The 26,658-nt window shown below is 62.2% G+C and carries 24 protein-coding genes; 8 read left to right on the forward strand and 16 right to left on the reverse strand.

Translation table 11 applies throughout. The annotated features are described in order from the left end of the window. Positions 1-32 precede the first annotated feature (32 nt). From ggpS to PZ897_RS16140, 3 genes are all read right to left on the reverse strand, one after another. Positions 33-1,526 carry a glucosylglycerol-phosphate synthase gene (gene ggpS / locus PZ897_RS16130; RefSeq protein WP_275753535.1) on the reverse strand — a complete coding sequence of 498 codons (1,494 nt, stop codon included), beginning with the start codon at positions 1,524-1,526 and terminating at the stop codon, positions 33-35. A 4-nt stretch (positions 1,527-1,530) separates the two neighbouring features. Further along, on the reverse strand, positions 1,531-2,313 hold the full coding sequence (locus tag PZ897_RS16135) for an HAD family hydrolase (RefSeq protein WP_275753536.1): 783 nt from the start codon (positions 2,311-2,313) through the stop codon (positions 1,531-1,533). Positions 2,314-2,692: 379 nt separating this feature from the next. Next, positions 2,693-3,199 carry an N-acetyltransferase gene (locus PZ897_RS16140; protein ID WP_275753537.1) on the reverse strand — a complete coding sequence of 169 codons (507 nt, stop codon included), beginning with the start codon at positions 3,197-3,199 and terminating at the stop codon, positions 2,693-2,695. Positions 3,200-3,533: 334 nt separating this feature from the next. Here PZ897_RS16140 and PZ897_RS16145 point away from each other — a divergent pair, with 334 nt between their 5' ends. Then, complete coding sequence (locus PZ897_RS16145; RefSeq protein WP_275753538.1) at positions 3,534-4,523, forward strand: glutathione S-transferase family protein; 990 nt, start codon at positions 3,534-3,536, stop codon at positions 4,521-4,523. A gap of 89 nt (positions 4,524-4,612) precedes the next feature. On the opposite strand, the gene PZ897_RS16150 is transcribed toward PZ897_RS16145, so the two are convergent. From PZ897_RS16150 to PZ897_RS16160, 3 genes are all read right to left on the reverse strand, one after another. Continuing rightward, on the reverse strand, positions 4,613-5,374 hold the full coding sequence (locus PZ897_RS16150; protein ID WP_275753539.1) for an ABC transporter permease: 762 nt from the start codon (positions 5,372-5,374) through the stop codon (positions 4,613-4,615). After that, positions 5,374-6,297, reverse strand: a complete 924-nt coding sequence (locus PZ897_RS16155) for an ABC transporter ATP-binding protein (protein ID WP_275753540.1) — start codon at positions 6,295-6,297, stop codon at positions 5,374-5,376. Before PZ897_RS16155 ends, PZ897_RS16150 begins: the two co-directional genes overlap by 1 nt. Before the next feature lie 214 nt (positions 6,298-6,511). Then, positions 6,512-6,976, reverse strand: coding sequence for an NUDIX domain-containing protein (locus PZ897_RS16160; protein ID WP_275753672.1), 465 nt, complete (start codon positions 6,974-6,976; stop codon positions 6,512-6,514). Positions 6,977-7,045: 69 nt separating this feature from the next. Between PZ897_RS16160 and PZ897_RS16165 the strand changes: the two genes are divergently transcribed. Further along, positions 7,046-7,957: a metallophosphoesterase gene (locus PZ897_RS16165; protein ID WP_275753541.1), complete on the forward strand. Its 912-nt coding sequence runs from the start codon at positions 7,046-7,048 to the stop codon at positions 7,955-7,957. On the opposite strand, the gene PZ897_RS16170 is transcribed toward PZ897_RS16165, so the two are convergent. The 3 genes from PZ897_RS16170 to leuA all read right to left on the reverse strand — a co-directional run bounded on the left by PZ897_RS16170 (position 7,950) and on the right by leuA (position 11,487). Next, the gene (locus PZ897_RS16170; RefSeq protein ID WP_275753542.1) at positions 7,950-8,696 is read right to left on the reverse strand and encodes a hypothetical protein; all 747 of its coding nucleotides are present in this window, start codon (positions 8,694-8,696) and stop codon (positions 7,950-7,952) included. The two genes, PZ897_RS16165 and PZ897_RS16170, sit on opposite strands and share 8 nt — an antisense overlap. Positions 8,697-8,830: 134 nt before the next feature. Next, entirely contained in the window at positions 8,831-9,607 is a 777-nt protein-coding gene (locus PZ897_RS16175; protein ID WP_275753543.1) for an alpha/beta fold hydrolase, read from the reverse strand. Between the two features lie 170 nt (positions 9,608-9,777). Beyond that, a complete protein-coding gene (gene leuA, locus PZ897_RS16180; protein ID WP_275753544.1) occupies positions 9,778-11,487 on the reverse strand; it encodes a 2-isopropylmalate synthase in 1,710 nt (569 codons plus the stop codon). 423 nt (positions 11,488-11,910) lie between these two features. On the opposite strand from leuA, the gene PZ897_RS16185 reads away from it, so the two are divergent. From PZ897_RS16185 to PZ897_RS16200, 4 genes are all read left to right on the forward strand, one after another. After that, complete coding sequence (locus tag PZ897_RS16185) at positions 11,911-12,183, forward strand: type II toxin-antitoxin system ParD family antitoxin (protein WP_275753545.1); 273 nt, start codon at positions 11,911-11,913, stop codon at positions 12,181-12,183. Further along, positions 12,180-12,479, forward strand: coding sequence for a type II toxin-antitoxin system RelE/ParE family toxin (locus PZ897_RS16190; protein ID WP_275753546.1), 300 nt, complete (start codon positions 12,180-12,182; stop codon positions 12,477-12,479). Before PZ897_RS16185 ends, PZ897_RS16190 begins: the two co-directional genes overlap by 4 nt. A 1,230-nt stretch (positions 12,480-13,709) precedes the next feature. Then, on the forward strand, positions 13,710-14,807 hold the full coding sequence (locus PZ897_RS16195; protein WP_275753547.1) for a carboxynorspermidine decarboxylase: 1,098 nt from the start codon (positions 13,710-13,712) through the stop codon (positions 14,805-14,807). A gap of 37 nt (positions 14,808-14,844) precedes the next feature. Further along, positions 14,845-16,086 carry a saccharopine dehydrogenase family protein gene (locus PZ897_RS16200; protein WP_275753549.1) on the forward strand — a complete coding sequence of 414 codons (1,242 nt, stop codon included), beginning with the start codon at positions 14,845-14,847 and terminating at the stop codon, positions 16,084-16,086. 131 nt (positions 16,087-16,217) lie between these two features. On the opposite strand, the gene PZ897_RS16205 is transcribed toward PZ897_RS16200, so the two are convergent. Further along, positions 16,218-17,018, reverse strand: coding sequence for an SDR family NAD(P)-dependent oxidoreductase (locus tag PZ897_RS16205; RefSeq protein WP_275753550.1), 801 nt, complete (start codon positions 17,016-17,018; stop codon positions 16,218-16,220). A gap of 48 nt (positions 17,019-17,066) precedes the next feature. Then, positions 17,067-17,561 (reverse strand): GNAT family N-acetyltransferase, encoded by a 495-nt coding sequence (locus PZ897_RS16210; RefSeq protein ID WP_275753551.1) that lies wholly within the window; start codon positions 17,559-17,561, stop codon positions 17,067-17,069. 185 nt (positions 17,562-17,746) lie between these two features. Here PZ897_RS16210 and rsgA point away from each other — a divergent pair, with 185 nt between their 5' ends. Next, a complete protein-coding gene (gene rsgA, locus PZ897_RS16215) occupies positions 17,747-18,823 on the forward strand; it encodes a ribosome small subunit-dependent GTPase A (RefSeq protein ID WP_275753552.1) in 1,077 nt (358 codons plus the stop codon). A gap of 91 nt (positions 18,824-18,914) precedes the next feature. Here the strand turns inward: rsgA and PZ897_RS16220 are convergent, their stop codons facing one another. Both PZ897_RS16220 and PZ897_RS16225 read right to left on the reverse strand, forming a co-directional pair. Further along, positions 18,915-19,493 (reverse strand): ATP-dependent Clp protease proteolytic subunit, encoded by a 579-nt coding sequence (locus PZ897_RS16220; protein ID WP_275753553.1) that lies wholly within the window; start codon positions 19,491-19,493, stop codon positions 18,915-18,917. A gap of 183 nt (positions 19,494-19,676) precedes the next feature. Further along, complete coding sequence (locus PZ897_RS16225) at positions 19,677-21,122, reverse strand: DEAD/DEAH box helicase (RefSeq protein WP_275753555.1); 1,446 nt, start codon at positions 21,120-21,122, stop codon at positions 19,677-19,679. A gap of 458 nt (positions 21,123-21,580) precedes the next feature. Here PZ897_RS16225 and PZ897_RS16230 point away from each other — a divergent pair, with 458 nt between their 5' ends. Next, entirely contained in the window at positions 21,581-22,555 is a 975-nt protein-coding gene (locus tag PZ897_RS16230) for a threonine/serine dehydratase (protein WP_275753556.1), read from the forward strand. Between the two features lie 37 nt (positions 22,556-22,592). Here the strand turns inward: PZ897_RS16230 and PZ897_RS16235 are convergent, their stop codons facing one another. The 3 genes from PZ897_RS16235 to PZ897_RS16245 are packed head-to-tail and all read right to left on the reverse strand — an operon-like array spanning position 22,593 to position 26,061. Beyond that, positions 22,593-23,492, reverse strand: a complete 900-nt coding sequence (locus PZ897_RS16235) for a cation diffusion facilitator family transporter (protein ID WP_275753557.1) — start codon at positions 23,490-23,492, stop codon at positions 22,593-22,595. Between the two features lie 5 nt (positions 23,493-23,497). Further along, entirely contained in the window at positions 23,498-23,875 is a 378-nt protein-coding gene (locus tag PZ897_RS16240) for a cytochrome c (RefSeq protein WP_275753558.1), read from the reverse strand. Then, positions 23,872-26,061 carry an anthranilate synthase gene (locus PZ897_RS16245; RefSeq protein ID WP_275753559.1) on the reverse strand — a complete coding sequence of 730 codons (2,190 nt, stop codon included), beginning with the start codon at positions 26,059-26,061 and terminating at the stop codon, positions 23,872-23,874. Before PZ897_RS16245 ends, PZ897_RS16240 begins: the two co-directional genes overlap by 4 nt. Positions 26,062-26,658: the final 597 nt, after the last annotated feature.

Here is a 26,658-nt window from a genome sequence, read left to right on the forward strand (position 1 = left end):
GCCAGTGCCACCTGATTATCGCCGAATGCCGTTCAGCTCGCCTGAGACAGCGGCGGCACGGCGTCGAAATAGCTCATCTGGTCCTCGGCCCAGGCCTTGATGCCGTAGGTCTGAACCGTCTTGCGCAGCATCGCCATGCGTTGCCGCCGCTCGGCCTCCGGCATCGCCAGCGCCTGCTCGATTCCCTGGTCCATGGAGCGATGCGAGAACGGATTGGTGATGATGGCAGACGACAACTCCACCGACGCGCCGGCGAATTCCGACAGCACCAGAACGCCGTCACCATCCACCCGCGCAGCCGCATATTCCTTGCACACCAGGTTCATGCCGTCAGCCAGCGGGGTGATCCAGCAGATATCGGCCAACTGGTAATAGGCAATCAGATCCTTGAACGGCACGGCGGTCGAGATCAGCGCCACCGGCTGCCATTCGAACGACCCGAACGTGCCGTTGATCCGGCCCGCCACCTGTTCGATCTCCGCCTGGATTTCCTCGTACGCCGCCATGCTGCGGTTGGCGCCCACGGACACATGCATCAGCCGCACATTGCCGTGCAGTTCGGGATGCGCCTGCAGCAGCCGTTCATAGCTTTCCAGCTGCTGCACGCCGCCCTTGGTATAATCGGTCCGGCCGACCGACAGGATCAGCTTGCAATCGCCCAGCTCGGAGCGGATTGCACTGGCGTTCTCGCGGGTCTGCTCGGACGCCGCCTGGTCCTGAATATAGTCCCAGTCGATGCCCACCGGGGCGCTGGAAATACGGATCTTGCGGCCCTGATACATCACCGATTCAGGCACCCGGCGGTCTGACAGCGCCGTGCCCTCCCAGACGAAATCGGGGTTGACGTCCTTGCGCACCACCGAGCCGACTTCCAGCAAGCTTTGGGCCACATGAACGAAGTTCACCGCGTAGCGCGGGATGTGGAATCCGATGACGTCGCAGGCCAGAAGACTGTCGACGATCTCGCGCCGCCAGGGCAGCACGTTGAACATGTCGGCGGCGGGAAACGGTGTGTGGTGGAAGAACGAAATCCGCACGTCTGGCCGCAGCTTGCGCAAATATCCCGGTACCAGCCACAGATTGTAGTCATGCACCCAGACGACGGCGCCGGGGGCTGCTTCCGCAGCAGCCGCTTCGGCAAAGGCCCAGTTGACCTCGCGGAATGTCGGCCAGTCGACGGGATCGTAATTGTAGCGTTCCTTGAACGAATGCAGAATTGGCCAGAACGCCTCTTTCGAGGTGATGTGATAGAAACTCGACACCTGGTCAGGCGTCAGCGGCAGGCGGGTGACCGAGTACTTGCCGTAGCTGTCCTCGATCTCGATGACCCGCTCGAAATCCGGATTGGCCGCATCCTCGGCCAGCTTCCAGGCCACCCAGGCGCCCTTTTCAACGCGGCCGAAGAATCCCTTCAGCGTCGGCACGATTCCGTTCGGGCTCTTGTTCTCCCTGAGCACGGTTTTGCCGTTCTCTTCGGCTTCCTCATAGGGTTGACGGTGATAAACGATGACGAGATCACTGGCCATGAATTCAATATCCTTCTGGTAGGTCATGCATGTTGAAGGCACGGATCGCCTCCAGAATGCCTGCCGCGCCATGGGCTTTTGCCATGTGCAGGTGCTCAAGATGGGCAACGCGCTTGACCAGTTCGGGTTCCGAATTGCCGACGGCGACCGCAGGCAGGCCGCATTCCAGCATCGACAGATCGTTGAGGGTGTCGCCGGCGCACAAGACCCGCGCCGGCTCGATTGACAGGTAGTCGACAAGCCGTCTGAGCGACGGACCTTTGCTGATGCCATGGGGCAGCACATCAAAATATCTGTTGTCCGAAATCAGCGGCTGGAACCCCATGCCCTGCACGGTCTCCCAGGCAGACGAGTCAAAGCTGTCGGCATCAAGATCATAACTGACCCGGTAGCGGAATTCCGTCGGCTGCAGCGTCAGCCCCGGATGGCCGTGAAGGGTCTCGCGGACCCGGTCACCGCCATTGCCCCAGCGCGCCGCAATTTCTTCTTCGAGATGCTCGATCGGGGCGATGCCGCTCTCCGGCGACACCATGGCGATGGTGGTGCCGACATCGCCGACCGCGAATTCCGGCCAGGGCACCCCGTGGTCGCGGCAAAGATCGGCAATGAATTTCGGGTCGCGTCCGGTGACGAAGATCAGGCCGACGGTTTCGCGATTGGCCTCGATCCAGCCATACAGCCGTTTGCGGTCGTCGTCGCTGCCGCCAAGAAAGGTGCCGTCGAGATCCGTCGCCAGCACCAGCCGGCGCGACTTCAGGGAATCAATGTCTGGAATTGAAATGGTCATCGGGCCGCCTCCGCTGCCAGGAAAAGGGGGTGGCAGATCGGCACTGGCAGTTCCCGGCCAACGCCGTCGATCAGGCGCGAACAAACCTCCGCGCGCTGCGCCCCGGAAGAGGCCAGGGTGGTTCCGCTGGAGCCAGCGCCCACACAGATATTCACATGCCAAAGACCGGGCAAAGACAGGTCGTCGGCGTGGTCGTCTCGATAAAACATATAGCCCTATCTAGAACGGCAGCTGCTGCAGTGCAACCGCGCGGCTGTTGCAACGCACCCCCAGTCGGCGTCAATTTTTCGAGTAAACCCTTGAAAACATGGTCGAACACTAGCTTCAAAGAAACCCGGAATTCACCCTGTCAAACCGTCTCCATCGCCGGTTTGCGGCTTTATCCGCGGTCACGATGCCGGATAACGCCTGCAAGCGCCATGGCCTCGACGCCATTGTAACAGGCGGCCAGCAGACGGTGTGAATCAAACGGCCCCGGCATTGCAAGCGCGCCGGCTTTGGTCCGCTCAAACCCCAGCGGGGCGTAATAGGGAGGGTCGCCCACCAGCAGCACAGCCTCGCTGCCGCATGCCTGGGCGGCGTTCAGGGCGATACGGACCAGTTCGCGGCCGATGCCGAGATTCTTGTGCGAGGGCCGCACCGCCAGAGGTCCAAGCAGATGGCCTGCGACAGCACCGGCGAAGATCGGCGTCATCCGCACCGAAGCAATGATCTCTCCGCCATCCGAGGCAACGAAGGACAGCTTGCGGTCGTGCGGTCCCTGTTCGCGCACGCGCTCGGCGGCACGCACGAACCGGCCGGGGCCGAAAGCTTCTTCATTGATGAGATCTATGGCCGCATCATGCGATGCGTCTTCGGTGAGAAAGACAAGGTTGGGGCAGAGCATGGCAGTATTCCGGAAAGAAACGACAAGACGTGCGGACGGTCCCGCACGATGTGCGGGGCAAGGTCTTCTTCAGCGTCGTCGCAAGGCCGTGGCTGGCATCCGGTTTTCCTTCTACAGCGCCGCGCCTCCACAGGATGCGCAAAGGACGCCGTGTCGCTTTCAACCAATGCAGATACGGTGCCGTTCCAATCAACTCATTCGAACGCGACAGGCATTGGTGCTTCGCCCATAGCAAAGCAGACCGGTGTCGTCCAATGCAAAACGCACCGTTCACACTCATTGCCTTCGCTTTTGCCGTTTGCAGCCTTATGTCTTGGTCCAAAGGAGACTTATCATGGGTATGCTGGTCGATGGCGTCTGGAAGGACGTCTGGTACGATACGAAATCAACTGGTGGGCATTTCAAGCGCAAGGAGTCCTCCTTTCGCAACTGGGTGACCGCTGACGGTGCCGCCGGCCCGTCCGGTGAGAGCGGCTTTGCGGCGGAGGCCGCGCGCTATCACCTCTATGTGTGTCTCGCTTGCCCCTGGGCGCACAGAACCCTGATCTTCCGCCAGCTCAAGGGGCTGGAAGACGCCATCTCGGTGTCGGTTGTCGATCCCTATATGGGCAAGAACGGCTGGGAGTTTCATGACCGCGATGGCGCCACCGCCGATCACATTGGCGGCGCTGACTTCCTCTGGCAGGTCTATGTCGCGGCCAACCCCGATTACACCGGCCGGGTGACGGTGCCGGTGTTGTGGGACAAGAAGACCGGCACCATCGTTTCCAATGAATCCTCGGAAATCATCCGCATGCTCAACACGGCCTTTGATGCAATCGCCAGGCCGGCGCCGGATTACTACCCGGCCCACCTGCGCGGCGAGATCGATGCGATCAACGACACCGTCTACCACAAGGTCAACAACGGCGTGTACAAGGCTGGTTTTGCCACCACGCAAGACGCCTATGCGGAGCACGTCACCGAACTGTTCGACACGCTCGACATGCTTGACGCGCGTCTGCAAGGCAGCCGCTACCTGGTCGGCGACATGCTGACCGAGGCGGACTGGAGACTGTTCACCACGCTGGTGCGGTTCGATCCGGTCTATGTCGGCCATTTCAAGTGCAACATCCGCCGCATCGCCGACTACCCTGCCCTGTCAGGCTATCTGCGTGAGCTCTACCAGATGCCGGGCATTGCCGGGACCGTGAACATGGATCACATCAAGAACCATTATTACCGCAGCCATGACACCATCAATCCGACCGGGATCGTGCCCGTCGGACCTGCGCTTGACCTGCTCGAGCCGCATGGCCGCGACAGCCTGCCCAAAGCCGCCTGAGGGTCACGGACCGGCAACAGGAATCTTGGGACAGAAACGGCGCGCCCGCAACCGGACGCGCCGTTTCCAGATCAGCTTACGGTCAGGTCTCAGGTCTTGATCTTGTAGCCGGTCTTGAAGGTCCAGGCGATGATGCCCAGACAGATGAACATGAACACGGCGATCATCATCAGGCTGACGCCGATGTTGATGTCGGCGGCCCCGTAGAAGGCCCAGCGAAAGCCGGAGATCAGATAGACCACCGGGTTGAACAGCGTCACCGTCTGCCAGAATGGCGGCAGCATCGAGATCGAGTAGAAACTGCCGCCCAGAAACACCAGCGGCGTGATCACCAAGAGCGGCACCATCTGCAACTGTTCGAAATTCTTCGACCAGATGCCGATGATGAAGCCGAACAGGCTGAACGAGATGCAGGTCAGCGCCAGGAACGCCAGCATCGCGCCCCAGTGCAGGATCTCGAAATCGACGAAGAATTCGGCTGTCGCCAGAATCACCAGCCCGATCAGCGCCGATTTGGTGGCCGCCGCACCGACATAGCCGAGCACGATCTCCACAAATGACACCGGCGCGGTGTGCAATTCGTAGATCGAGCCGAGAAATTTCGGAAAATAGATCCCGAACGAGGCGTTGGAAATGCTCTGTGTCAGCACCGACAGCATGATCAGCCCGGGCACGATGAAAGCGCCATAGCTGACGCCGTCGATCTCTTCGATGCGGGAGCCGATGGCTGCGCCAAAGACGATGAAATACAGCGACGTCGACAGCACCGGCGATATCAGGCTCTGCGACAGGGTTCGGAAAAACCGCGCCATTTCGAAGGAATAGATGGATCTGACTGCCTGGAAATTCATCACTTGCCCTCCACCAGTCCGACGAAAATATCCTCAAGCGAACTTTGCCGCGTTTCCACGTCGCGCAGGATGATCCCGGCCTTGCTCAGGTCGGCGAAAAGCGACGCAATGCCGGTGCGTTCGCCATTGGCCTCATAGGAATAGATCAAGGTTCGCTCATCGGCGGAATAATCCAGTTCATAGGGCTTCAGGATCTCGGGCATGACCTCGAGCGGCTGCATCAGCTCGACCCGCATCTGCCGCATGCCCATGCGCTGCATCAGCGTTTCCTTCTTCTCCACCAGCAACAATTCACCCTTGCTGATGACCCCGACGCGGTCGGCAATGGCTTCGGCCTCTTCGATGTAGTGGGTGGTCAGGATGATGGTGACGCCATCCGCCTTGAGCTGGCGCACCACGTCCCACATTTCCTTGCGCAGCTCGACATCGACACCGGCGGTCGGCTCATCGAGAAACAGCACCCGCGGCTCATGGCACAGCGCCTTGGCAATCAGCACGCGGCGTTTCATGCCGCCCGACAGCTCCATCGTCTTGGCGTCTTTCTTGTCCCACAGCGACAGCTTCTCGAGAATATCCTTCAACAGCGCCGGGTCGTTGCGCTTGCCGAACAGGCCGCGGGTAAAGCGCAGTGCGTCGATCACCGTCTGAAACGGCTCCAGCGCGATTTCCTGCGGCACCAGCCCGATCAGCGACCGGGCCTGGCGAAAGTCGCCGACAACATCGAAGCCGCCGACCGTGGCGCTTCCCGAGCTGGCCTTGACCAGTCCGCAGATGATCGAAATCAGCGTGGTCTTGCCGGCGCCATTCGGCCCCAGCAAAGCCAGGATTTCCCCCTGCTCGATGTCAAGATTGACATCTTTGAGCGCCTGGAAGCCGCCATCATAGTGTTTGGAAAGGTTTTTTACCGAAACTATTGCTGCCATGATCTTCTTCTTCGAGTGCGGATGCCCGCATGCTGGAGCAGTTTTTGCCTGTGAAACCGGGCCTGAAATCAACGAACGCAGTCGGTCAGAGTTAAGCAGTTGCTGGCTGCATGCAAGGGCCCGTGGAATTTGCTGTGTCAATTTCTGTCAGCAACCCTCAGCCGATCCGGCGACAACGGCACCGGACGGCGCTGGGGCCGCAGCAAGGATTGTCTTACCACCTGTCACTGATCGCCGCATCGCCCGCAAGCTCCGCCAGCCGCCGCCGGGTTGCAGCCGTCACCCCGTCCGGCAGCGCATCAACCGGAAAAAACCCGCTTTCGACGATTTCCCGATCCGCCGGTTTCGGCGCGGATTGCCGCACGGTGCAGCGGTAGAAGGCAACGTGATCGCGACGGCTGGTGCGGGCGTTGAAATAGACCGCGAACAGCTCCGCCGTCCCGTCGATGTCCAGATTGCCTTCCTCGCGCAACTCCTTGATCAGCGCCTGCATCAGCGTTTCGCCACGCTCGACGCCGCCGCCTGGCATATGCCAGCCCGGCACATAGGAATGGCGCACCAGAAACACCCGTCCCGCCGCGTCAAACGCTGCCGCGCGCACCCCCAGCGTCATGCCGCGCGACAGCGCGAACCACACATGCAGAACCCGCGTGACCAGCCGGGCGCGCCAGTGGCGCATCTCCGGTGGCGGCGCGGCGTCGCCGGCATCGGGTTGCGGGGGAATGTCTGGACCGTTATTGCTCACATCATGTACCGACTTGCTCATATTTCCGATATCCATCTCGGACCCCTGCCGCGGGTGTCCGTGGCCGAACTCGCATCCAAGCGGATCACCGGTTATGTGAACTGGCACCGCAATCGCCGCAAGCATCTTTTTGGCAACACGCTCGAGCTGGTGCTGGCGGGATTGCGCGAGGCGGGCCCCGATCACGTCGCCATCACCGGCGATCTGGTCAATCTGGCGACACGGGCGGAAATCGAAGCCGCGCGGCTGTGGCTCGAAACCCATTTCGCGCCCCACAAGACCACGCTGGTTCCGGGCAATCACGACGCCTATGTGCCGGGCGCTCTGGCCCGCGCCACCCAGGCCTGGCGGCCCTGGCTCAACTCCGATGCCCCCCGGCCCGACGGGACACTGTTTCCGAGCTATCGCCGCCGCGGCCCCATAGCGCTGATCGGCTGCTCCACCGCCAATGCCACGCTGCCGTTCATGGCCACCGGCGAGTTCGGCCACAAGCAGGCCCGTGCGGCGGGCAAGCTGCTCGACCAGGCCGGACAGGACGGCCTGTTCCGGGTGGTGCTGATCCACCATCCGCCGGTGCGCAATGCCGCACTCTGGCACAAGCGCATGCGCGGGGTCGGCCATTTTGCCAAGATGCTGAAGCAGCACGGCGCCGAGTTGGTCCTGCACGGCCACACCCATCTCGACACGCTGCACCACCTCAAGGGCAAGGACGGTGCGGTTCCCGTCGTCGGGATCGCGTCATCGAGCCAGGGACCCGGCGGTCGCAAACCGCTGGCGGGTTTCAATCTGTTCGAGATCGCGGGCGAGCCGGGCGACTGGCACATCACCCACAAGCGCATGCAACTGGGCACCGGTGCTGCAGGTTTCGTCGAAAATCAGGCCGGGCTGATCAGTGTGGAAAAAACGCTCAGTTGATCATCGCCGACAGCCGGTCCCAGAACGCCACCACGAGCGCCGCCGCCCCGGCAACACAGCCCAGGATGAACCAGGACACGCCCAGCACCAGGCCGGCGCCACCGGTGCGAGCTGGCGCAGACGGGGGAGCGGGTTTGGCTTTTGCGGCCGCCGCATCCGGCTGTCCGGTCGGCTTTGGCGCCACCGCGGCCTTGGCGTCGGCGGGCGCCGTCATGGCACTGGCAGACCCGATCTCAGGCATCGCCGCGCCCGCATCGCCGGCTTGAACCGCGCCGGTTTGAGCCGCGCCCGCATCGCCGGCTTGGGCCTCGAACCGCATCTGCTCGAAATCGCCTGCCAGAATGCGCTCCCGCTCGATCACCCGCTCGGCAATGTAGCGGCTGACCGCATCCGCTGTTGCCGCCATGTCGCTGGTGTCCGAAAGCACCTTGCGGCCCAGCCGCGTATCGCGGACAAAACGGAACACCCTTCGGTCGTGCCCCATATGCACATGGCTCACCGCATCGATCCACAGCCGCGGCTGCAATCCGGTGGAGACGCCGAAGTCGAACCGGTCATCGGACGGTTCGATCTCGGCGATCACAGGCTGCAGTTCCTCGGCCAGCAGCTCCAGCCGGGCCCGGTCGGCATCGCGCATGTCGACCACCACATCGGTGCGGTCGGCGGTGGCAATCTTCACTTCACGCACGATATCGGACAGGCGGCGATCATTGGCAGGTGTCTTGGGACGGTCGGTCATGGGCATTGTTCCAGCAGGGGTTGGTTAACAACTCCTTACCACAGGCCGGCATTGATGGCGACAATGCGGCAGCACGCGATTGCAGACGTGGTAAAGGGCCGCAGTGCCCGCATTGGCGGGGGTGAGCGGCTTCTTCAGCCGCCGCTGGTGAGCGCCTGGCCCAGCACCCGGATGATCGCATCCGGCGCTTCCTCGGGCAGCATGTGGCCCAGCTCCGGCAGCACGCTGTAGGCAAACGAGGCCGGCAGCGCGGAGGGCTTCGGACAGGGCAGAACAGGGTCCTGCGTGCCCCAGATCACCAGCACCGGCATGGCCAGCGCCGCGAGCGCCGCGGCGGGCAGCACGCCTTGCCCCTCGTCCGGCCCGTTCGGGAACATCGCCTGATAGACCTCATCCAGCGCCGCAAGCACACCCGGCTGTGACCGGGCGGCGGCGACATGGTCAATCACCGCTTGTGACGTGACGAATCCCGGCGCCGACATCTCCGTCAGACAGGCGCGGATTTCGGCCGCCGATGTGGCCTTGGCATAGCGGGCCAGCAATCGGGCATTGATGGCGCTGGCCATGCCGCCGGGCGCGACCAGCGTCAGCGATCTGACCCGGTCGGGCGCCCGCATCGCCATCAGCGCGGACACCGCCCCGCCCATCGAGTGGCCGGCCAGATGGAAGCTGTCGACGCCGGTCTCCGCAAGCCCGGCCAGAATCGCCTTGGCCATCCGTCCGGCGCCGCCGCGCCCCTCGGCATGAAGCGAGCCGCCATGGCCGGGCAGATCGACCGTGATCACCCGCACCGTCCCCGGCAATCCCGCCCTGACCGCATCCCAGGCCGAGCCATCGCCGCCAAAGCCGTGCAGCAGCACCAGCGGGATACCGTCCTCTGGTCCCGAGATATCAATGTGAAGTCCGCTCATGGCGTCGCTTTCCCAAGGCATGTCGCGTTCCCGTGTATTCATTTGAACGCGACAGCATCAATTCAAAAACTGCCACAGCGCCCCCTGCGCATCCCGTTGGAGGCGCGGCGCTGTGGAGACGCAAGGCAGCCACCGCCGCGCGTTCAAGCCCGGCGGTGGCTGGTTTCAACTCAGCCCTTTTGCGCTGCCAGCACCCGGTTGGCCGCCGACACCACCGCCTCGAGCGATGCGGCGACGATGTTGGTGTTGACGCCGGCGCCATGGAGTTTGCCCGCGGCCGTTTCCATCTGCATGTAGCAGATCGCCGCCGCATTGGAGCCGTGCTGCAGCGAATGTTCGGAATAATTCGCCACCGTCATCTCGATGCCGAGATAGGCGGTCAGCGCATTGACGAATCCGTCGATCGGCCCGGTGCCGCGGCCTTCGATGTGCCTGGTAACGCCCCCGTCGGTGATTTCGGCCGACACCACCCGCACGCCCTTGTTGTCCGGATCGGTGTGGGTGTGATGATCGACAAAGCCCAGCCGCGCGCCGGGCTGGCTGACATAGAGCTCGAGGAAGCTCTCGTAAATCCGCTTCGGCGGCAGCTCGACGCCTTCGTCATCGGTAATCTTCTGGATCTCCTCACGGAATTCCACCTGCAGCGCCCGCGGCAGGTCGAGCCCGTAATCCTCCTTCAGCACATAGGCGATGCCGCCCTTGCCCGATTGCGAGTTGATCCGGATGATCGCCTCGTAGGAGCGGCCGACATCATTGGGATCGATCGGCAGATAGGGGACTTCCCATTCCGGCTTGTTGGCCTTGCGGATCGCCTTGATGCCCTTGTTGATCGCATCCTGGTGCGAGCCGGAAAACGCCGTGTAGACCAGTTCGCCGACATAAGGGTGCCGCTCGGGGATCTTCATCTCGTTGGAATATTCGAACACATCCTTGATCCGCTCGATATCCGAACAGTCGAGCTGCGGGTCCACGCCCTGGGTGAACATGTTGAGCGCCAGCGCCACCACATCGACATTGCCGGTGCGCTCGCCATTGCCAAACAGCGTGCCCTCGACCCGGTCCGCGCCCGCCATCAGCGCCAGTTCGGTGGCGGCAATGCCGGTGCCGCGGTCATTGTGCGGGTGCAGCGAGATCAGCACATTGTCGCGGTTGTCGATGTTGCGGCACATCCACTCGATCTGGTCGGCATAGATGTTGGGCGTCGCCATTTCCACCGTCGACGGCAGGTTGAGGATCAGCTTGTTGTCCGGGGTTGGCTGGATGATCTCGATGACGGCGTTGCAGATCTCCAGCGCCACCTCCAGCTCGGTGCCGGTAAAGCTTTCCGGCGAATACTCGAAGCGGAAATTTCCGCCCGCCTTCTCCGCCATGTCCCTGATCATCTTCGCCGCATCGACGGCAATCTGCTTGATTCCGGCCACATCCTTGTCAAACACCACCCGGCGCTGCAATTCCGACGTCGAATTGTAAAAATGCACGATCGGCCGGTTGGCGCCTTCCAGCGCCTCGAAGGTGCGGGTGATCAGCTCCGGCCGGCACTGCACCAGCACCTGCAGCGACACATCGTCGGGCACCCCGCCTTCTTCCACGCACCAGCGGGCAAAATCAAAGTCTGTCTGCGAGGCCGAGGGAAACCCGATCTCGATCTCCTTGAACCCCATGTCGATGAGCAACTGGAACATCCGCGCCTTGCGGTCATGCCCCATCGGATTGATCAGCGACTGGTTGCCGTCGCGCAGATCCACCGAGCACCAGATCGGCGCTTTGTCGATCCGCTTGGACGGCCAGGTCCGGTCGGCAAGATCGATCAGCGGGTAGGCGTGGTATTTTTGCGATGCCGTCGGCATGCCCTTCGGTCCGGATGAAGTCTGTGCGGTCATGGTCTTCTCTCGTTTCCTGGCCCAAATCCCGGCAGCCGCGCAGAGCGGACATCAACCGGCCTCAGGCCGTCATGTTGCATTCAGGAAAAAATGTAAAGTCGCGAGAGGAGCAGCGTCGCCGGCGGGTTCGACCGCCGGACGCTCCTCAACGAGCCCGGCGATCGCCGCTAAGTGCGAGAAGCAGAAGGGACCCAAGCCGCGCATGCGAAACCGCCGCCGCTGCAAAGCGGGCAAACGAGGTCTCGGAGGGGCGCGTTGTCGAGGTCATGGCTGTGATTATTAGCGACGGCGGGGCGGGATGGCAAGGGGGCAATGTTGATACGGGCTCGCGCACTAAGGTTGCTATTTGTACATTCTACAGCTGATGATAATCTGGTATGAATTAGTCATACTTTGCCATATCCTAGTGAAAAAGGATAAATCATGAACAAGCGAACAATCAGCCTTCCCGATGAGCACGCGAACTTCATCGATCAGAAAGTCAGCTCCGGCGACTACGCGTCGGCAAGCGAAGTCATTCGAGCCGGGCTTCGCGCCCTGCAGGAGCGAGACCGCGCCGTTGAGGACTGGCTGCGCAACCAGGTTGCGCCAACCTACGATGCAATGCTTGCGGATCCCTCGCGCGGAATTCCGGCAAATTCTGTATTTGAAGAAATTCGCACGCTGCACGCTCAAAAGACAAAAGGCTCGGTGTGAAACCGCGCGACGTTATCTTTGCTCCGGAAGCGCGGGCGGATTTGTTTGCGCTCTATGAATGGATCAGCGCCAAAGCCAGCCCCGGTATCGCGATGACCTACATCGACCGAATCGAACGCTATTGCAGCGGCTTCGATCTGGCATCACAGCGCGGTCATGCCCGTGATGACATCCGAACAGGCCTGCGCGTCATCGGGTTCGAGAAGCGCGTCACCGTCGCGTTCATGGTCTCTAACCAGGCCGTCACCATCTTGCGGCTGTTTTACGGCGGACAGAATTGGGAAGATGATCTGTGACAGGAAGCTGTCCCCGATGAAACCGCAAACACCGGCCCCGGATCAATACCCTTGGAGAGACAAGCGCGAGCGCAGGCGATTCGGGTGGGGGGCTGCCGCAGAAGGCTGACATGCGCCTCCTCTCCCCTTGTGGGAGAGGAAGAAAAATCATGATCTTGGTGCGTGAGCGCCAAGTCATAGATTTTTCAGGTGAGGGGGAAGTTTCCGGTGCCGAAACAGGCCCCCTCTCTTGGAATTTCTGGCACTTAGCTGACGCTAAGATGCTGAAATTCGCATTCTCCCCCACAAGGGTGGAGAGGGCGCGCGCCGCAACATACTACGAAGATTAGTGCCCCTTTTATCCCCACCTTCCAAACCCGTGACACACTCTTTGCACTTCCGCTGCCGGATGGTTCGCGAACGGTTTCGACCAGGCGGGAGGAAGGCCTTTTGCGGTCTGCGGTAACGTGCGGCAGGTCGCGCAAGGAGGCGGAAGCCATCGGGGCTCCGCTGGCGGGCGGGTCTCGTTCGAGACACGTGCAAAGCCAGCCACCGGGCCGGATTTTCTCCGGGCCTGCCATCTGGCGGGCACGGAATCGAGACGCCGGTCCGGGCCTGTGGCGGACATGACAGGTCTCATGACCCTTCAGCGTCCGTGCCGGACCCCGAAAACCACGCCCGCGGTCAGTCCAGATCGCGGCCGGAGCAATCCGGGGCGGGGATAAACTCCCGCAGAGTGCGAGGCGCCGCCTGTCGGATGCGGACATCATCCGGCGAGTTTCGGGCCGTGCGCAGGCTGCGCCACCCATTTTTACCTATTCCAGAGGCAAAGCCCGCGTGCGGCCCTCCGGACTTTACGATCCAAAGCCGCCGGCGAATTTTATTTTTCGCGCGCGGAGGATTTGGCGTGGCAGGCATCAGAAAAGTCCCCTCCCCAACCCCTCCCCTCAAGGGGGAGGGGCTCCGTGTGTCCGGCATCCTGCCCGGAACAAGGGAGCGCCCAAACCGCATAGGCTTGATTGAACCGAGTAGGCCCGGCCAGGTTGAGCCCCTCCCACCTGTGGGGAGGGGTTGGGGAGGGGTTCTTTGGCGATCACCAGCCCCCTTTTTCACCCCAATCCCGCATCAGCCCTTGCCTATGACAGCCGATTTGCCTAATTCCCCATCAAGCGCGAGGCTCCGGCTGCCGCGACAGCCATGGATCCGCCGATTGCAAGCGCCCTTCCCCCAAGCAACCAAACGGATGAGACCGTGATCCAGACCCCCTATTATCTGATCGACAAGTCGAAGCTGCTCCAGAACATGGAGAAGATCGCCCGGCTGCGCGAGCTCTCCGGCGCCAGGGCGCTGCTGGCGCTCAAATGCTTTGCCACCTGGGGCGTGTTCGATTTCATGGCCGACTACATGGACGGCACCACCTCCTCCTCGCTCTACGAAGTGCGGCTGGGCCGGGAAAGATTCGGCAAGGAAACCCACGCCTACTCGGTCGCCTACGCCGATCACGAGATCGACGAGGTGGTGTCCCACGCCGACAAGATCATCTTCAATTCGATCGGTCAGCTCACCCGCTTTGCCGACAACGCCGCCGGCATCACCCGCGGCTTGCGGCTCAATCCCGGCGTGTCGTCCTCGACATTCGATCTCGCCGATCCGGCCCGGCCCTATTCGCGGCTGGGCGAGTGGGATCTCAAACAGGTCGAACCGGTGATGGAGATGATCTCCGGCTTCATGATCCACAACAATTGCGAAAACGGCGATTTCGCGCTGTTTGACCAGATGCTCTCCAACATCGAGCAGAAGTTTGCGCCGCTGTTGAAGAAGGCCGAATGGGTCAGCCTCGGCGGCGGCATCCATTTCACCGGCGAAGACTATCCGCTCGAGCAATTCGCCGAGCGGCTCAAGCGCTTTTCCGGCGAGTTTGATGTGCAGGTCTATCTCGAGCCCGGCGAGGCCTCGGTCACCAAATCGACGACGCTGGAAGTCACCGTGCTCGACACGCTGTTCAACGGCAAGGACCTCGCCATTGTGGACAGCTCCATCGAGGCCCATATGCTGGATCTGTTGATCTACCGCGAAAACGCCAGGATTGAACCCAATCAGGGCGACCACCGCTACATGATCTGCGGCAAGTCGTGCCTCGCCGGCGACATTTTCGGCGAGTTCAGTTTCCCGGACAGACTTTCCATCGGCGACCGGATTTCGGTCCAGGACGCCGCCGGATACACTATGGTCAAGAAAAACTGGTTTAACGGCGTGAGAATGCCGTCAATCGCCATCCGCGAACTCGATGGCAGCATCAGAACGGTCCGTGAGTTTGATTACACGGATTTCGAACACGGCCTCTCGTAAGGCATCTGACGATTGGACACAGGAGTTAGTCCCCATCATGAAAAAGAACGTCCTCATCATCGGCGCCGGCGGTGTCGCCCAGGTTGTCGCCCACAAATGCGCCCAGAACAATGATGTGCTTGGCGACATCAACATCGCCTCGCGCACCAAATCCAAATGCGACGCCATCATCGCTTCGGTGCATGAGAAGAACGCCCTGAAGCAGCCCGGCGTTCTGGCCGGTCATGCGCTCGACGCGTTTGACATCGACGCCACCAAGGCGCTGATCAAGGCGACCAAGTCCGAGATCGTCATCAATGTCGGCACCGCGTTCCTGAACATGTCGGTGATGCGCGCCTGCCTCGACACCGGCACCGCCTATATCGACACCGCCATCCACGAAGAGCCGGGCAAGATCTGCGAAACCCCGCCCTGGTACGGCAACTACGAATGGAAGCGCGCCGACGAAGCCGCCGAAAAGGGCGTCACCGTCATCCTGGGCGCCGGCTTTGATCCCGGCGTGGTCAATGCCTATGCGGCGCTGGCCAGGAACGACTATTTCGATCAGGTCAGCGATATCGACATCGTCGACATCAATGCCGGCAGTCACGGCAAGTATTTCGCCACCAATTTCGACCCGGAAATCAATTTCCGCGAATTCACCGGTGTGGTCTATTCCTGGCAGGGCGGCGAATGGCAGACCAACCAGATGTTCGAAATCGGCAAGACGTTCGACCTTCCGGTGGTCGGCCCCTCGAAGGCCTATCTCTGCGGTCATGACGAGGTCCACTCGCTGGCCAGGAACATGGACGGCGCCGATGTGCGCTTCTGGATGGGCTTTGGCGATCACTACATCAACGTCTTCACCGTGCTCAAGAACATCGGCCTGCTTTCGGAACAGCCGGTGACGCTGGCCAATGGTGATGAAGTCGTCCCGCTGAAGGTGGTCAAGGCCTGCCTGCCCGATCCGGCATCGCTGGCGCCAAACTACACCGGCAAGACCTGCATCGGCGATTTCGTCAAGGGAACCAAGGACGGCAAGCAACGCGAAGTCTTCATCTACAACGTCGCCGACCACAAGGACGCCTACAATGAAGTCGGCAGCCAGGGCATTTCCTACACCGCCGGCGTGCCCCCGGTCGCCGCCGCCATGCTGGTCGCCACCGGCGAGTGGGATGCCAAGAAGATGGTCAATGTCGAGGAACTCGACCCCAAACCGTTCCTCAACATCTTGAACCACAACGGTCTGCCGACCCGCATCAAGGATGAGAACGGCGACCGCGCGCTCGACTTTTCCTGACAGCCTCAGGCTGCCTGTAAGCGAGTGAACATCGAGCCCCCGCTGGCAAATCCGGCGGGGGCCTGTTTTTCGTATCGGGCAAGGCGCGGCTCAGTCCGTCCCGGCCACAACAGCCGCCGGGGCGAAGCGTCTCAGGCCCTGATCAGACTCTCGATCACGCGCACCACCTCGGCGCACTTGCCGTCATCGAGCCCGTCGGGGTGCGGCGCGGCAAAGCGGCCATTGTCATTGTCGAAATAACGCCCCGAGGCTGCGGCAAACTCCGCCTCCAGCGCCGCCCGCACCAGGATGGTTGCGCCGATCGCGAGGTCGCTGCCTGCCACGCCGAACCCTTGCCTGACCATCTTGCTGGCAAGCAGCGACCCCGGATTGACCGCGATGATCGCCGGGCCCTGGTCCTTGAGGTCTTCGGCCATGTGACGCGACCACATGGTCAGCGCCAGCTTGCTCTGCGCATAGGCTTCCATGGCGGAGAGCTGGCGCTGGCCTTCAAGGGCCTTGAGATCAACCGGCGCCTGCGCCGCCGACGACAGGTTCACCACCCGGCCATCCGGACGCATCAGCGGCAGCAGCTGCCGGGTCAGCAGATAGGGCGCGATCGTGTTGACCGCGAAGCGCACATCAAGCCCCGCCGCGGTGATGGCAGTGTCGGTCTTGAGGATGCCGGCATTGTTGATCAGCACATCGATATGATCATGCGCCGCGGAGATTTCGCGGGCCAGCGTTTCAACCTCGGCCATGCGCGAAAGGTCGGCAACAAAGGTCTCGATCGCGCCCGCACCCGGCAACGCCGCAAGCCGCTTCGCCACATCGGCAAGCTTGGCCGGATTGCGCCCGTGCAGCAGCATCTTGTGTCCGGCCGCAACCAGCAGCTTGGCGGTTTCCAGCCCGATGCCGTCTGTCGAACCGGTAATGAGAATGGTTTTCGGCATTAGGTCGTCTCCTTCACTCAGGAAAATGTGGCTGCTTGCGAACCGGCCTCACATCTTGTGCCGATACACCAGAACCTCCGGTCCCGGACGATCCGGATCGATCTCCAGCTTAGCGCCCAGCCGCTCGGCCAGTTTGCGCGAGCGGTGATTATCCGGATCGATGTGACTGACCAGAGATGTGAGCCCGCGGACCCTGATGCCCCAGTCACGCAATGCCAGCGCCGCCTCATAGGCATAGCCCCTGCCCTGATGATCGGGATAGACCAGCCAGCCCAGTTCATGCTCGGGAAACAGCGGTCCGTGATTGATGCCGACCTGGCCCAGACACTGCCCGGTTTCGCGCTCTTCGATCATCAGCGCTCCAACACCCAGCAGATGCCATTGCGCCAGATCGTGACAGAACATCCCCCAGGCATCCCCCAGCGTGTGCGGTCCCTCCATGAACACTGCATGATCGGACATCATCAGCCCCGCATAGGCCGGCCAGTCATCCATGGTCTGTGCTCTGAGCCACAGCCGCTCGGTTTCAAGTGTCGGGATCAAGCGATCAGCCTCACATTTTTGCGGCATCGGATGCAAAACAGAATCGTTTTTCCCCGTCCATGCCGTAGAATGCTACCCTATAACGCTGTACTGAACCTATGACATCCCTTTCACGCCAGCATCCGCCTGGCGACCGATGTCTGCCCATGCAGCTCTTGGGGTCCCGAGCATGAAAGCCACACTCGATGCCGCGTGATTATTCTGTGTTTCTGCCGTCCACAGCCAGGGGCGAGACCCCGAAACCTCCGGTCTCGGGGTTGCAAAGCCTGGGCTGGCAACCCTTCTTCGCCCAGCAGATCAGCATCGACGAGTTGACGCAGACCCCCCCTGTCCGGGTCACCGAGGTTCACCGCAACGGGCTGCGCGTGCTCGGCGATCGCCTCGACAGCATGATTCCGCCCCGCGCCGACGCCACCGTCGGAGACTGGCTGCTGTTTGATCACCAATTGCCGAGCGCCAGCCGCCTGCTCGAGCGCAAGAGCCTGATCAAGCGCCGTGCCGCCGGCCATGACCGTTCCGTCCAGCTGATCGCCGCCAACATCGACACCGTATTCATCGTCACCTCGTGCAATCTCGATTTCAACCTGGCCCGGCTGGAACGCTACGTCGCCCTCGGCTTCGATGCCGGGGTGACCCCGGTGATCCTGCTGACCAAGCCGGATTTGTGCGATGATCCCGCCTCTTATGTCACGCAGGCCGAGACCATTTCCACAGATGTCGCGGTGCTCACGCTCAATGCCAGGAGCGACGAGCCGAAGACGAAACTGGCGCCCTGGTGCAGGCCGGGTCAGACCGTCGCCTTTCTCGGCTCGTCCGGAGTAGGTAAGTCGACACTGACCAATGCATTGTCGGGAACGAACTCCGCCGCCACCCAGGCCATTCGCGAAGATGATGCCAAGGGCCGCCACACCACCTCGCACCGGCAGCTCCACCTGCTGCCCGACGGCTGCGCCGTGCTCGACACGCCGGGCGTGCGCGAGCTGCAACTGACCGAAGCCGAAGCCGGCGTGGCCGAAGTCTTTTCCGATCTCGATGCGCTGTCGCTGGAGTGCCGTTTCAACGATTGCACCCACATCAGCGAGCCCGGATGCGCGGTGCAGGCGGCACTGGAACGTGGTGACATCGACGCGGCCCGGCTGGCGCGGTGGCGCAAGCTTGTTGCCGAGGACCAGCACAACACCGCGACCCTTGCCCAGCGCCGCTCCAGGGACAAGGCCTTCGGCAAGATGATCAAGCAGGCCAAGAAGCACAAATCGAAATAGGGCGTTGCGCGAGCAAGCCGGCGCAGTCCAAACAAAAACCCCGCCGGCTCGCACCAGCGGGGTCTTGATCCGTGCATCACTGCGGCCAGATTCAGATATCGCTCTGGCTGGTGATGATCCTGCCGACCAGACCGTAGGCTTTCGCATCTTCGGCCGTCAGCCAGTAATCGCGGTCGGTGTCGGCGGCGATCTTTTCCACCTTCTGGCCGGTGGCCTTGGCGAAGATCTTGTTCAGCCGCTCGTTCATCTTGATGATCTCGCGGGCCTGGATCTCGATGTCGGAGACCATGCCGCGGGTGCCGCCCGAGGGCTGATGCAGCAGGAAGCGGGTGTTGGGCAGGCACAGGCGCTGCTCCTTGGGCACCGACACATAGATCAGCGCACCGGCAGAGGCGACCCAGCCGGTGCCGATGAGCCAGACCTTCGGCTTGATGAAGCCGATCATGTCATGGATCGAATCGCCCGATTCCACGTGACCACCCGGTGAATTGACGAAAATCCGGATGTCGTCATCGCTGGCAGCGGCGAGCGCCGCCAGTTGGGCACAGACCTTGTGCGCCAGTTCCTGGGTGATACCGCCATAGATGAAGATCGAGCGCGATTTGAACAGGTTTGCTTCCGCTTCCTTGCCCAGCGGCAGTTCTGTCGTCTTGTCGTCTTCGTCGCTCATAAGCCAGTCTCCGTGTGTTTCATGTGCCTGCCAGATAGTACGATCCGGCCCGCGAAACAATGGCGCAAACCGAAACGTCCTTAAACAGGCAGGCGGCGCAGCGATTTATCGCTGCGCCGCCTGGGCATTCAGTGGTGCCTGCCGAAGCCCATATCAGCTCCGCAAACGTTCAAACCGGTGGGCTCAGCCCTGGGCTGCGGCGGCCTTGTCGCCGGCCTGCTCCGGCCGCGGACGGCGGTCGCTACGGCGACGACGCGCCTTGGCTGCAGGCTGGTCGCCATTCTGGTTGGCTGCGCCTGCCGGCCGGTGCCGGTTGTCGCCCGGTTTGCGGCCCTGGCCCTGCGGCTTTCCGGCCTGGCCGGGCTTGCGCCCCTGACCTTGCGGCTTGGCGCCCTGGCCTTGCGGCTTGGCGCCCTGGCCTTGCGGCCGGGCACCCTGGCGCGGCCGCTGGGTGCGGTTGAGCGGCGCGAAATCGCCGTCGGGATCCGCCAGGGCATCGACATAGGTGCCTTCCGGCGCCTTTTCGACCGGGATCTCGGTCTTCAGCATCTTTTCGATGTCACGAAGCAGCGAGCGTTCGTCCGGAGCACAGAAGGTCACGGCCGTGCCCTCGGCGCCGGCGCGCGCGGTGCGGCCGATGCGGTGAACATAGACTTCCGGCACGTTCGGCAATTCGTAATTGACCACCAGGCTGACGCCGGGCACGTCGATGCCGCGGGCAGCAATGTCGGTGGCGATCAGCACCGGCACGGTGCCGGCGCGGAAGCCCGCAAGCGCACGCTCGCGCTGGCCCTGAGACTTGTTGCCGTGAATGGCGGCAGCGTTGATGCCGTCGGTTTCAAGCCGTTTGACAGCCTTGTCGGCACCGCGCTTGGTGCGGGTGAAGACGATGACGCGTTCGCCCTTGCGGTCGCGGATCAGCGATGCCAGCGCACCCATCTTCACACCCGGCTGCATGTGCATGACCGAATGCTCGACGCGGTCAGCGGTCTTCTTGGCAGGGATGACCGACACTTCGACCGGATCCTTCAGGTGCCGGTCTGAAAGCTGGCGGATTTCCTTCGGCATGGTTGCCGAGAACAGCAGCGTCTGCCGCGTGCTCGGGGTCATGGCGAGAAGCCGCTTGATGGCCGGCATGAAGCCGATGTCGAGCATCTGGTCAGCCTCGTCGAGCACCACCACTTCGATTTCGTTGAGAGACACGGCGCGCTGCTCGATCAGGTCCATCAGCCGGCCCGGAGTGGCGATCAGGATATCGATGCCGCCGGCCAATGCCTTGATCTGCGGACGGATCGACACACCACCAACCACCACGGTCGAGGTCAGGTGCAGACGGCGGCCGTAATCCTTGACGCTGCGGGCGATCTGGGCCGAGAGTTCGCGGGTCGGCGACAGGATCAGTGCGCGCACCTTCTTCGGCGCGGCCTTCTTGCCGGGCGCCAGCCGATGCAGGATCGGCAGCGAGAAAGCTGCGGTCTTGCCGGTGCCGGTCTGGGCCAGGCCGATGACATCGCGGCCTTCGAGCACAGGCGGGATTGCCTGCACCTGGATCGGCGTCGGCGTTGTCAGATGCAGGCCGTCAAGCGTGTCGAGAAGGGCCTTGGAGAGGCCGAGTTGTGAGAAAATCATGCAAAAGCTTTCGTATTTTGGGCATACGTCGGGGCGTGCGCTGAGGCGCCGCCATTCGCGAACCATGCCCGATCACAAATAGTCCACCCGCTACGGACAATCCGCAGTCGGTGGAGTTCGGGTTGGGCGCATCGCCGCTGGCCGATACGAAAATTTAAAGGTGGACGTTAGGGGAAGTCAGAACACGCTAATCAACGAAGACGCGTGCAGCGGCCGAAATGGCCCCTATCCAGTTGCGCCCTTAGGCCTGATAATTGCGGCGCTGTCAAGGCACGGGTGAATTTAATCGTTGCGCGGCAGCCAGCAGGGTTGACTGACGTGCACTCAGCAATGTTCGCCGCCAGTCCGCGAACATGCATCGACATGCACGCGAAATCTTGACAAACCTGTGAAATTCCCTGGAGAACCAGCCTTGCTCCCGCTCGGGTCAGCCACGCAACCAAATTGAGGACTATCGGATGAACATCGAGATGATCCGCGCCGCCCGGACCCGGCTTGAAGGCCATGTCCGGCGCACGCCCTTGCTCCGCTCTGCCTTCCTCGACGAGATCGCCGGCCGCCGTGTCTGGATCAAGCCCGAATGCCTGCAGCACACCGGCAGTTTCAAGTTTCGCGGCGGCTGGTCTGCGGTGTCGGGACTGAACGCCGAAGCCCGGGCCCGTGGGGTCATTGCCTTTTCCAGCGGCAATCACGCCCAGGGCGTGGCGCTGGCGGCTCTCCGGCATGGTGTGCGCGCGGTCATTGTCATGCCATCGGACGCGCCGCAAATGAAAATCGACAACACCCGGGCGATGGGCGCCGAGGTGGTGACCTTTGACCGCGCGACAGAAGATCGGGATGCGATCTGCGCCCGGCTGTCCGCAGACCAGGGCCTGACGCTGATCCGGCCCTATGACGAGCCTCTGGTGATTGCAGGCCAGGGCACCTGCGGCCTGGAGATTGCCGAACAGGCTGCCGCCGAATGCATCACCCGGGCCGATGTGCTGGTCTGCTGCGGCGGCGGCGGATTTGCCTCCGGCATCGCGCTGGCCTTGCAGGCCGATGCCCCCAACTTGCGGGTGCGCACCGTCGAGCCCGAAGAGTTTGACGACATGGCCCGCAGCCTGGTGTCGGGCCGCATCGAACGCAACAGCCGCCTGTCCGGCTCGCTGTGTGATGCAATCATCACCCCGCAGCCGGGCGCCATCACCTTTCCGATCCTTTCGCAGCTTGCCGGCCCAGGGCTGGTCGTCACCGAAGACGAGGCGCTTCACGCCATGGCTCTTGCCTTTTCCCGGCTCAAGCTGGTCGCCGAACCCGGAGGCGCCGTGGCTTTGGCGGCCGCGCTGTTTCATCCGGGCGAGATCCAAGCCGAGGACGTGATCGTCACGATGTCCGGCGGCAATGTCGATGCGGCTGTCTTTTGCCTGGCGCTGGAGAAGTTTGGCGGGTGACGGGGCACCCAATACCCCGGGGCTCATGCCGGGGTTTTCAGCCCAGCACGACACCTTCATCCTTGGCCTTGTGAGCGGGTTCGACGTGAATGATCACCTGCACGCCTTCCACCGCTTGCTTGAGCGCGGTCTCCAGCCGGTCGCAGATTTCATGCGAGTGTTCGACCGTCATCCCGCCATCGACGACCAGGTGAAATTCGACGAAGGACACCCGCCCCGCCAGCCGCGTGCGGATATCATGGGCTTCGATGGCGCCATCCGCTTCAGCCTTGATGATGTCCTGTATGCGCTGTTCATCGACCGGATCGACCGCCCGGTCCATCAGCCCGTCGAGTGACGAGGCGATCACCTTCCACCCTTGCCACAGCACATTGCAGGCCACGATCAGCGCCAGCAGCGGGTCAAGCCGCGGCTGGTCGAACGCCACGGCGAGACCAAGCCCGGCAATCACCCCCACAGAGGTGACCACGTCCGACACGATATGATGGCCGTCGGCCAGCAGCGCTGGTGAGCGGTACCTGCGTCCGACGCGCAACAGCACAAACGCCCAGATCCCGTTGATGACCGCCGCACTCGCATTGACCGCAAGGCCAAGCCCGGCGGCCTCGATGCGCTTGGGCGCCATCAGTCCGCCCACCGCCTCATGCACGATCAGCAACGCCGCCACCACGATCAGAACGCCCTCGAGCACGGCTGAGAAATACTCGGCCTTGTGATGGCCGTAGGGATGGCCGATGTCAGCCGGTTTCTGGGCGTATCCGATGGCGACGAAAGCCGCCAGCGCCGCGATCACATTGACGATGGATTCCAGCGCATCGGAATAGAGTGCGATCGATCCGGTCAGATGCCAGGCGACAAATTTCACTCCCATCACCGCGAAGGCCAGGGGAATGGACCAGAACGCCAGCCGGCGAATGGACGTGTTGGCCTGGGGCACGGAACCTAATCCTGCAACGAAGCGATGTAGGCAATGATAGCATCAACCTGGTCAGGTGTCGCAATGAACTCGGGCATGTCTGGATGGCCCGAATAGATGCGGCCATCGGCAAAGGCTTCCTCAAGCGCATCCATGGGAAAACTGTCCGACAGCTTGCGGAACCGTGGGGCATCCTTGTGCGGGCTGGCGTCCGCCACGCCCACCGCATGGCATTTTCCGCAATTGACCTCGACCAGATCGCGGCCCGCTTCGATGCTGTCCGCTGCTTGCGCCCAGGCCGGGGCCAGGCTCCCTGACAGAAAGACCAGAGAGACCAGAAGGAGCAGTGAGGTGACGAGCAAGGCGCCGGCCAGACCCGGACTTGGCTGAAAGTCTTGTTTCATGCCCCATTCCCCTTTGCCTTGGGCACCAGATGCGCCACCACATTTTCGATCATCCGCATGCCGGCATCCTGACCCAGCGTCATGATCGATTCCGGGTGGAACTGCACCGCAGCAATCGGCAGGCTCTCATGTTCTATGGCCATGACCACCCCGTCATCGGTTTCCGCGGTAACACGGAATTCTTTTGGCAATGTGGCGTAGTCGACGAATATTGAATGATAGCGCCCCACCGTCACCTCCCTGGCCAGTCCGGAAAAGATGATCCCGTCCGGCAACACCCGGATCCGGGACGGCTTGCCGTGAACCGGCACAGCCAGCTCCCGCAACGACCCGCCAAAGCTTTCCGCCAGCGCCTGCAGACCGAGGCAGACGCCAAACACCGGCAACTCGCGGGCGCGAATTTTCCTGATCGTGGCGGCGCAATCAAAATCCTTCGGGCTTCCCGGACCCGGCGACAGCACCACAAGGTCGGGCGACACCCGGTCAAACATCTGGTCATCCACCGGTGCCCGGACGGTCGTGACCTCGGCTCCGGTCTGACGGAAATAGCCGGCCAGCGTGTGCACAAAGGAATCCTCGTGATCAACCAGCAGGATCGACACACCTTCGCCCACCTTGGCCGTCTCCCGTCCGGTGGAGCCGGCATTGCCCAGCCTGGCATCGCGGATCGCCGACAGCATGGCCGAAGCCTTGAGTTCGGTTTCGGCCTCTTCTTCCTCGGGGTTGGAATCGAACAGCAGCGTGGCGCCGGCCCGCACCTCGGCAATTCCATTCTTGATGCGGATGGTCCTGAGCGTCAGTCCCGTGTTCATGTCGCCATTGAAGCTGACCATGCCGACGGCGCCACCATACCAGGCCCGCGGGCTTTTCTCGTTGTTCTCCAGAAACCGCATCGCCCACAATTTTGGCGCACCGGTCACCGTCACCGCCCAGGCATGGCTCAGGAACGCATCGAACGCATCCATGCCATCGCGCAGACGGCCTTCGATATGATCGACCGTGTGAATCAGCCGCGAATACATCTCGATCTGGCGGCGGCCGATCACCCGGACCGATCCCGGTTCACAGACCCGGCTCTTGTCGTTGCGGTCGACATCCGAACACATGGTCAGTTCCGACTCGTCCTTCTTCGAATTGAGCAGTTTGAGGATTTGCTCGGAATCCGAAATCGCGTCTTCGCCGCGCTTGATGGTGCCCGAGATCGGGCAGGTTTCGACCCGTCTGCCGTTGACCCGCACGAACATCTCGGGCGATGCGCCGACCAGATATTCCTGGTTTCCGAGATTGATGAAGAACGAATAGGGCGACGGGTTGATGGCTTTCAGCCGCCGGCTGATCTCCGACGGCCGCGCTTCGCAGCGTTCGAAGAAGGTCTGCCCGGGCACCACTTCGAACAGATCGCCGCGCCGGAAGCTGTCCTTGGCGCGCTTGACCAGTTGCGCATATTCACCAGGCGCATGGTCGCCGCGCGGCGGAACCTGATCGGAAGGCTCAAATGGTTCGCTGACAATGCCGCTGTCACAGCCTTCAGTGGTTACCTCACCGAGGGCAAAGTCATAGCGGTCGATCCAGGCCTTGGCCGCATGATGGTCGACCACCAGAATTTCATCCGGAAGGAAAAGCAGCAGGTCGCGCTGATCCTCCGGCCGGCTGAGCCTGGCTGGCACCGGGTCGAACTGGAACGCCAGATCGTAGCCAAACGCCCCGTAAAAGCCGATATTGCCATCTTCGGAAGAGTGAAACAGGTCGACAATCACCCGCAGCACCGAAAACACCGTCGGAGCCCGAGACCGCTCCTCCTCGGAAAACATCCGGTCAGATTGGGTGATGTCAATGTCAATCCTGCCTGCCGCCTGGTCCGAGATCGAAAAGTCCGCATGGCCGGAAAGCCTGTCGGCCAGAATGGAAATCAGCGCTTCGCCGCGGCCATTGTAAGCCTCGATTGTCAGCTTCCGGCCTTGCGACGAAATTCCCAGCGGCGGGTCGACAATCGCAGTGTCCCAGCGGGTGTAGCGGCCGGGATACTCGTAATTCGATGAAAACACCGCGCCGCGCCGGCTGTCGAGCGCATCGATATAGCTCGATACCGCATCCGCATAAGGCGTCTCACGCCGTCGTCGCGTCACCACAATCCCGCCGCGCGTCTGATACTGCGCCGCGCCGTCCGAAAGTACCGTCGTGCTCATGTTCAAGCTCCGTTTGAGCCGGCCGGCAACGTCAGGTCCAGCGGATCAGACAAAAAAGCCGCCGGACCTTCCAGGTCCCGGGCGGCTTGTTGATCTCTAACGCGCATGCGTGGTCAAGGCCGCCTAGAAGCGAACCCACCACCAATTGTTCTGTGTCACATGCAGTGTCATGCCCGTCTCATAGCGCAGGTCACGATGGGCTACAAGGGAAGATCAAACAGATGCTTTCCACAGGGCACACCACGTTGCATGGCTGAAGGACAGCATTTTCCGCCCGCGTGCCCCTGCCAATTGCTTGCCGCGCCGCCCGCGGGCAAACGTCTGGAATGACCGCGACATCGGCTTCCCCCCAATGGCCGGTACCTTGACATCGGCGGGAGCTTACACCACATTCATGCTATGAAAATGTACCGAACCCATATCACTCGTTTGTTCAGGGCCTTTCCCATCGCGGAAATCTGACCCCCGGTTCGGCAACCTGCGCCCCCGAACCGCGGGGAGTGCTATGCGAGCGTCCGATACTGTCTGAAGACACATCGAACTCTCCGCATCTCACGGCGCATCAACCAGAAAATCAGTCTCAACATCTCCCCGCGT

This window comes from Hoeflea sp. YIM 152468, assembly GCF_029210485.1.
In the GTDB taxonomy this organism is placed as follows: domain Bacteria; phylum Pseudomonadota; class Alphaproteobacteria; order Rhizobiales; family Rhizobiaceae; genus Hoeflea.